The 6,714-nt window shown below is 63.9% G+C and carries 7 protein-coding genes; 3 read left to right on the forward strand and 4 right to left on the reverse strand.

The genetic code is table 11. The features are described 5' to 3' along the window. The 3 genes from JaAD80_RS31910 to JaAD80_RS26990 all read right to left on the reverse strand — a co-directional run. Positions 1-1,299, reverse strand: a 1,299-nt coding sequence (locus JaAD80_RS31910; protein ID WP_102299142.1) for a tetratricopeptide repeat protein, incomplete at its 3' end; no start/stop codon positions are given. Positions 1,300-1,516: 217 nt separating this feature from the next. Further along, positions 1,517-2,146, reverse strand: a complete 630-nt coding sequence (locus JaAD80_RS26985) for a PolC-type DNA polymerase III (RefSeq protein ID WP_180979613.1) — start codon at positions 2,144-2,146, stop codon at positions 1,517-1,519. 119 nt (positions 2,147-2,265) lie between these two features. After that, positions 2,266-3,516, reverse strand: coding sequence for an Hsp70 family protein (locus JaAD80_RS26990; RefSeq protein WP_102299135.1), 1,251 nt, complete (start codon positions 3,514-3,516; stop codon positions 2,266-2,268). Positions 3,517-3,929: 413 nt separating this feature from the next. On the opposite strand from JaAD80_RS26990, the gene JaAD80_RS26995 reads away from it, so the two are divergent. Continuing rightward, positions 3,930-4,976, forward strand: a complete 1,047-nt coding sequence (locus JaAD80_RS26995) for a LacI family DNA-binding transcriptional regulator (protein WP_258003206.1) — start codon at positions 3,930-3,932, stop codon at positions 4,974-4,976. Between the two features lie 188 nt (positions 4,977-5,164). On the opposite strand, the gene JaAD80_RS27000 is transcribed toward JaAD80_RS26995, so the two are convergent. Next, the gene (locus JaAD80_RS27000) at positions 5,165-5,638 is read right to left on the reverse strand and encodes a YidB family protein (RefSeq protein ID WP_308410654.1); all 474 of its coding nucleotides are present in this window, start codon (positions 5,636-5,638) and stop codon (positions 5,165-5,167) included. Between the two features lie 209 nt (positions 5,639-5,847). Between JaAD80_RS27000 and JaAD80_RS27005 the strand changes: the two genes are divergently transcribed. After that, a complete protein-coding gene (locus tag JaAD80_RS27005) occupies positions 5,848-6,060 on the forward strand; it encodes a hypothetical protein (protein WP_102299139.1) in 213 nt (70 codons plus the stop codon). Between the two features lie 9 nt (positions 6,061-6,069). Continuing rightward, positions 6,070-6,714, forward strand: a 645-nt coding sequence (locus JaAD80_RS27010) for a hypothetical protein (protein WP_146012560.1), incomplete at its 3' end; no start/stop codon positions are given.

Here is a 6,714-nt window from a genome sequence, read left to right on the forward strand (position 1 = left end):
GCCGGCCGCCGCTTCACGGGCGCTGGCCGCCGCGCTGTCGCCGCCTTCGGCCGCCAGCGCCAGCCACATGTAGCCGCACACCCTATCCCTGGGCACGCCGCGGCCGCCGTTATACATGCCGCCCAGGTTGTACTGGGCCAGGGCATGGCCCTGCTCGGCCGCGCGCGCATACCAGTGCACGGCCAGGCCGTCATCCTGCGGCACGCCATGGCCATTCGCATACATCACGCCCAGATTGTTTTGCGCGCTGGCGTCGCCCTGCTCGGCGGCCGTGCGGTACCAGCGCACGGCGCACGCATGGTCGCGCGCCACGCCATGGCCGTTGGCATACATGACGCCCAGGTTGAACTGGGCATTCGCCGCGCCCTGGGCCGCCGCCCTGGCATACCAGTCCAGCGCCTGGTGCAAGTCGCGTTCCATGCCGCGCCCGCTGGCAAACATGCCGCCCAGATTGTATTGCGCCATGCAATGGCCCTGCAGGGCGGCGCGCCGGTACCAGGCGACGGCGCGGGCTTCGTCCTTGTCCACGCCCAGGCCACGCGCCAGCATCACGGCCAGGTTGAACTGGGCATCCGCATCGTCCTGTTCGGCGGCACGCTGCAGCCAGGCGTAGGCGCGCAACTGGTCGGGCGCCACGCCCAGCCCTTCCGCATAGGCCACGCCCAATTGCCGCTGCGCCACGGCCAGGCCCTGCGCCGCGGCCTGGCGGAACCACGCCACGGCCTGCGCATCGCTTTGCGGCACGCCCTGGCCCCGCTTGTAGACCAGGCCCAGGTTCAATTGCGCCTGCGCATCGCCCTGCAAGGCGGCCTTGCGGAACCAGGCCAGCGCCAGCGCATCGTTCTTTTTCGCCCCCAGCCCCTGCGCATAGGCTTCGCCCAGCAGCGACTGCGCGCTGGCCACGCCCTGCTCCGACGCGCGGTAAAACCAGGCCAGGGCCAGCTCGTCGCTTTGCAGCACGCCGCGGCCCTTGCGGTACATCTGCCCCAGGTTTTGCTGCGCGGAGGCATCGCCCTGCGCAGCCGCCCGGCGAAACCACAGCACCGCCTCGTCGTCGCTCTGCGCCACGCCGCGGCCATGGTAGTACAGCGCGCCCAGGTGGTTTTGCGCAAACGCCAGCCCCTGCAGCGCGGCCAGGCGCAGCCATACGAAGGCGCGCGTATCGTCCTGCGCCACGCCTTCGCCCTTCTTGTACATCAGCCCCAGATTGAACTGGGCATAGGCATTGCCCTGCTCGGCCGCCGTGCGAAACCAGATATAGGCCTGATGGCTGTCTCTGGCAATATGGTGCTTGTCCATGTGCGCCCCCATCTACATTGCGCTTGCCGGCAGCGCGCGCAAAACGGCGGCCTGGGGCGGCGTAGCGTGTGTTGCTTAAATTTTAAATTCGATGCGGGGAAAGGACTTGAGCGAACTCAAAGGAAATAATAAAATTACATCGTTTTGATGAGCCCGCTTCGAGGGGAAACGGGCTATTGCACGCCAGAACTGGCGCGCGGCTGGCGCGGCTGAAAAATCAGCGGCGCGACGGGTGTTTTTGCAGGAACTGCGGCACCTTGGCAGCGGCCAGCTTGTTCAGCGACACGAGCAAGTCGGCGTCGACATCGGCGATGCCATAGTTGCTGCGCAGGTGGCGGCCGATATGGATCAGCACTTGCGCTGCCACTTCCGCATCGGACTCGGCCCTGTGGGCGGCGCTCTTGAAAGCGATCCCCAGCTGGCTGGACAGCAAGCCCAGCTTGTAGCTGGACATGCCGGGAAACACGCGGCGCGACAGTTTCAGCGAGCACACGAGCGACTTGTGCGCCGGCGCCAGGTTCAGGCGGGCGCTTTCCGCGCGCAGGAATTTCTCATCGAAGCTGGCGTTGTGCGCCGACAAGGCATCGCTGCCGATAAAATCCAGCAACTGCGGCACCACGTCGGCCACGGGCGGCGCCTTGTCCACCATCGATTGCGTGATGCCCGTCAAGCCCGTGATGAACGCGGGAATGCGCGCATTGCAGTTGATCAGGGTCACGTAGCGGTCCGTGATCTGCCCGCCCTCGATGCGCAGCGCCGCCACTTCCGTGATGCGGTCGCCCATGTCGGGCGACAGGCCGGTCGTCTCGAAGTCGATCATGACGATCGGTTTGTCAAACACATGCATGGAGCGCTCTTTCTTAGGTACAACGACTGGAATATCGATAAAATGCGCAGGGCAAGGCGCCGCGTTGCAGACAGTACACTAGTACGGCAAGGCGCGGCAACGCCGCCATGCGCATTTTATCAGCCGAACTTGCGCACGGCGTCCAGCGCCAGACCGGCACCAATGCTGCCGAACAGATCGCCTTCGACCTTGCGGGCCGCCGGCACCAGGGCCGCGATCTTTTCACGCAGCAAGCGCACGCCGCTGGAGCCGCCCGTGAAGAACACGGTATCGACGGCTTCCGGCGCCACGCCCGCGTCGCGCAGCAGGCGCAGCACGGTTTCTTCCACGGAACCGCACAGGTGGCCGATGGCTTCGTCAAATTGCGTGCGTTTCAGCAGCAGGCTTTGCGCAGGCGACAGGCGGTCCAGCTCCAGCTGCACTTCGGCCGCGTCGGACAGGGCGATCTTGCCCTCTTCCACTTTCATGGCCAGCCAGTGGCCGGCGCGCTCGTCGATCAGCTTTTGCAGGCGCCCCATCTTGTCTTGCTCGCGCGCATCGCGGCACACGTCGGCCAGCTGCACCCAGATCTTCTTGGTGTAAGCCAGGTTGATGGTGTGCCAGGTCGCGAGGTTGAAATAGTAGCTGGACGGGACTTCGCTATTATTGTTCAGGCGGCTGCCATAGCCGAGCAGAGGCATGACGGAGGACAGGCTCAGGTATTTGTCGAAATCCGTGCCACCGATGTGCACGCCGCCCGTGGCCAGGATATCCTCGCGCCGCTCCGTCTTTTTCGCCCGCTCGGGCGACAGGCGCACCAGCGAAAAGTCGGACGTACCGCCGCCGATGTCGGCGATCAGTACCAGCTCTTCCTTGTCGATCTGCGACTCGTAGTCGAAGGCGGCGGCGATCGGCTCGAACTGGAACGCCACATCCTTGAAGCCGACGGAACGGGCCACTTCGGCCAACGTGTCCTGCGCCAGCTGGTCGGCTTGCGCATTGTCATCGATAAAGAAGACGGGACGGCCGAACACGGCGGACGAGAATTCGCGCCCGGCGGACTGCTCGGCGCGGCGTTTGACCTCGCCAATGAATTGCGCCAGCAACATGCGGAACGGCAGCGCGCGGCCGCCCACTTCCGTCTGCCCGTCGATGAGACTGGTACCCAGCAAGCTTTTCAACGAGCGCATCAAACGCCCTTCATAGCCGGCCAGATAACCGGCCAGCGCCGCGCGGCCAAAACTGACTTCCTCGTCTTCCGCATTGAAGAAGACGACGGATGGTAAGGTTGTCTTGCCGTCTTCCAGGCCTAGCATCGTGCTCTGCCCGGGACGCGCCCAGCCTACCGTGGAATTTGACGTGCCGAAATCGACGCCGCAAGCATTGGCCATGTCGACCCTTCCCTGAATAAAGGGGCGTTATGTTATCAGAAGGCACGCCTTTGCACTAGCCATCCGAGGAGAAAAAGACAGCGGGCCGTGCAATTAACTTGAGCTTGCCCAAAGGCAAGCTCTCGCTGGCACCGGACGGGCACCTGCGGCGTGTGGCGACCACTTCGCCATGGCGCACGCAATGGCGGGCGCGGCAGGCGTACCACTTGCCAATTAATCATATTTTTTGCAACATGAATAAGAAAACAGTCTTGCCACTAGGCAATCTTTTACGCTATGCTCAGTCTCCCGTCCTGGCTGCCACAAGCGGCCGGGCCTGCAGGAATACTTTGAGACAGGTTGCTTGCCAGACCAATATGCGAAAAAAGAATACTGTAGCCCGGATCATCAGCAGCACCGCCGCACCGCGCCCCTTGCCTGCCGCGGCACGGCGCGTCACCTCCTATGACGTGGCCCTGCTGGCCGGCGTGTCGCAGTCGGCCGTGTCGCGCTGCTTCAAGCCCGGCGCCAGCATCTCGCCCGCCACGCATGCCAAGGTCATGCAGGCGGCCATCAGCCTCGACTACATCCCCAACGCGGCCGCGCGCAGCCTGATCACGCGCCGCTCGAACCTGGTGGCCGTCATCATTTCCAACCTGGCCAATCTGTACTATCCGCAAGTGCTGTCCGACCTCAGCCAGCAGATCGCCCGCCAGGGCAAGCGCCTGCTGCTGTTTACCCTGGAGCGCGAAGCCGATATCGGCAAGGTCTTGAGCGACGTGTGGCAGTACCAGGTCGATGGCGCCATCGTGGCCGCCGGGCTGTCCGACGAGCAGATGGCCGAGTTCGGCCGGCGCGAAGTGCCGCTGGTGCTGTTCAACCGCAGCCCGCGCGAGCACGCCGTGCATGCCGTGTTGTGCGACCAGGCGGAAGCGGCGCGCCTGCTGGTGTCGCGCCTGGCCGAGGCGGGCCATCGCCAGTTCGCCATCATCGACGGCCCCGGCGACTCGGCCGTGGCGCAGGAGCGCAAGGCGGGCGTGCTGGACCGGTTGCTGAGCCTGGGCTTGCCCGCGCCCATCGTCGTCAGCGGCAACTACGATTACGCCAGCGGCGGACGCGGCTTGCGCAAGGTCATCGACCGCCTGGGCCGGGTGCCGGACGCCGTCATCTGCGGCAACGACATCATGGCCATCGGCTGCCTGGACACGGCGCGCCACCAGATGGGCATCCAGGTGCCGCTGCAAATGTCGGTGGCCGGTTTCGACGCGCTGGAAGCGTCTGGCTGGCTCAGCTACGACATCACCACCCTGCGCCAGCCCGTGCAAAAAATGGCCACCGATGCCGTCGCCATGCTGGGCGAACTGATGGAGCGGCGCGGCGGCAGCGCCGAGCGGCGCCGCTATTGCTCGTATCTGGTGGAGGGCAGCACGGCCAGGCTGACTGGCGCCCCCCTCCATTTCGGCATGATGGCCGCAGCCTAGAACGCCCGAGAAAAATGCCCGTGGCGTTGTGGCTGGGTTTCGCTCACTTTTGCCATACTCGTCGCACTGCCTTCGGCGCGACGCCTGGCAATGGGCGTTTTGCAGGCATTCTTGCTACGTGAATGTTCTTGCCGCATAAAAAAACCTCGCATCGCCGCGAGGTTTTTTTGTTTGGCGTGTGCGGGGAATCAGCCGAAAATCTTGCCCTTCAGCATATTCAAGCCCTGGCTGACCAGGTCATTGCCTTCCGGCACTTGACCGTCCGGTGTCAGCTTGTCGATCAGCTGGGGCAGCAAGGCTGCCAGGCCGCCCGACGCCGCGTCCGGGGCCACGCCGGCTTTTTCGGCGATCTGAGTGATCGTGTCGGTGCCCAGGGCATCCTTGATCTGCTCGCCGGATACGGGCGCGTTCGCGCCGGTGCCGATCCAGCTGGCCACCTGGTCGCCGAGACCGCTTTCCTGGAATTTTTGCAGCAAGCCAGGCAGGCCGCCATGCTGGTTGACCAGTTCCATCACACTGGCCATCAATCCCGATGACGCCTCGCCATCCGCACCCTTGTTGCCCAAAGCGCTCATCGCCTGTCCTGCAAGTTGATCTAGCAAACTCATCATAATCTCCTGAACGCTGTCAAAGTAAGGCCGCACGCTGGCGGCGCCAAACATGGCGCAGATTATTCTCCGCCATGGAAAATCATTATACTATGAATAATAACGATGTTATAATTGCAATTTCAAGACAAGCGCAATGACGGGCACAACTGTTGAGCCACCCACCTCCATCATATTTACTTCGGCATAACATGCAAGCGTAAATTGACGGTTCACAAAAACGTGTAGAATAATTTTTCCTACTTACTGAGGAGTATCAAGATATGAACATCAATAAAGCGGTAGATAAGGCCTACGAGAAAAAGACGTTCAAGGAAATCGCCGATGCCCCCGTCGATGCGCTGCAAGGGGTGAGCGAGAAGGATGCCGAGCTCCTCAAGCAAGCGTTCAATGTCAAGACCGTGCGCGACCTGGCGAACCTGAAGTATGCCAAGTGGGCGCGCGCCATCGTCACCCTGGCCGATACGGAAGAATAAGACCGGGCCATGCCCAAGGCAATCGAGCCAGCACAACCCGCCCCTGACGGCGGGTTTTTACCTTCTGGCCAGCCGGCGCCTGGCAAGCCGGTAGCCGCCATGAGCAGCGCCCTGACCCTGCCCGGCATCTGCTGGCCTTTGCACGCAAGCACGGGCGATCTGGCCGTGACCGGCCCGCACATCACCGGCCATTTTCACGCGGGCGCGGGGCTGGACGCCACCATCGGCTGCGATATGCAGCCGGCCGGCAAGTTTCGCAACGGCGCGCCACGCCACTGGTGCCGCATGCACCAGTGCTACTGGGGCACGCTGGCCGACCTGGCCGACTTGCCCGGCCCGCAGTCACAGCAGACGCCGCGGCGCTGCCGCCAGCATGCCAGCCCCATGGGCTATATTCTGTACCCCGAACTGTTCGACCCCGCGCAATTCCACGCCACCAGCGTGCGCCTGGGCGCGGACGGCTTGCTGCAATTGCGTGCCAGAGCCGACCTTGGCGGCGCCCTGCATGCGCGCGACCTGGCCGTGCTGGCCATCGATTGCCGCGCCCTGCCCGGCCTGTTTCATCCCGAGATCGTGCAACTGAACATCACGCCGCCCGCCGCGCAGGCCTTCGCGCTGGCGCTGCAAGCCGGCGCGCCGCTGGGCTGCAGCGAC

The organism is Janthinobacterium sp. AD80 (assembly GCF_002878455.1).
Taxonomy (GTDB): domain Bacteria; phylum Pseudomonadota; class Gammaproteobacteria; order Burkholderiales; family Burkholderiaceae_D; genus Janthinobacterium.

Coding starts and splice junctions, on each gene's coding strand:
- JaAD80_RS26985 (WP_180979613.1), bottom strand. CDS start 2,146: ATGCATGTGTTTGACAAACCGATCGTCATGATCGACTTCGAGACGACC.
- JaAD80_RS26990 (WP_102299135.1), bottom strand. CDS start 3,516: ATGGCCAATGCTTGCGGCGTCGATTTCGGCACGTCAAATTCCACGGTA.
- JaAD80_RS27000 (WP_308410654.1), bottom strand. CDS start 5,638: ATGTTTGGCGCCGCCAGCGTGCGGCCTTACTTTGACAGCGTTCAGGAG.
- JaAD80_RS27005 (WP_102299139.1), top strand. CDS start 5,848: ATGAACATCAATAAAGCGGTAGATAAGGCCTACGAGAAAAAGACGTTC.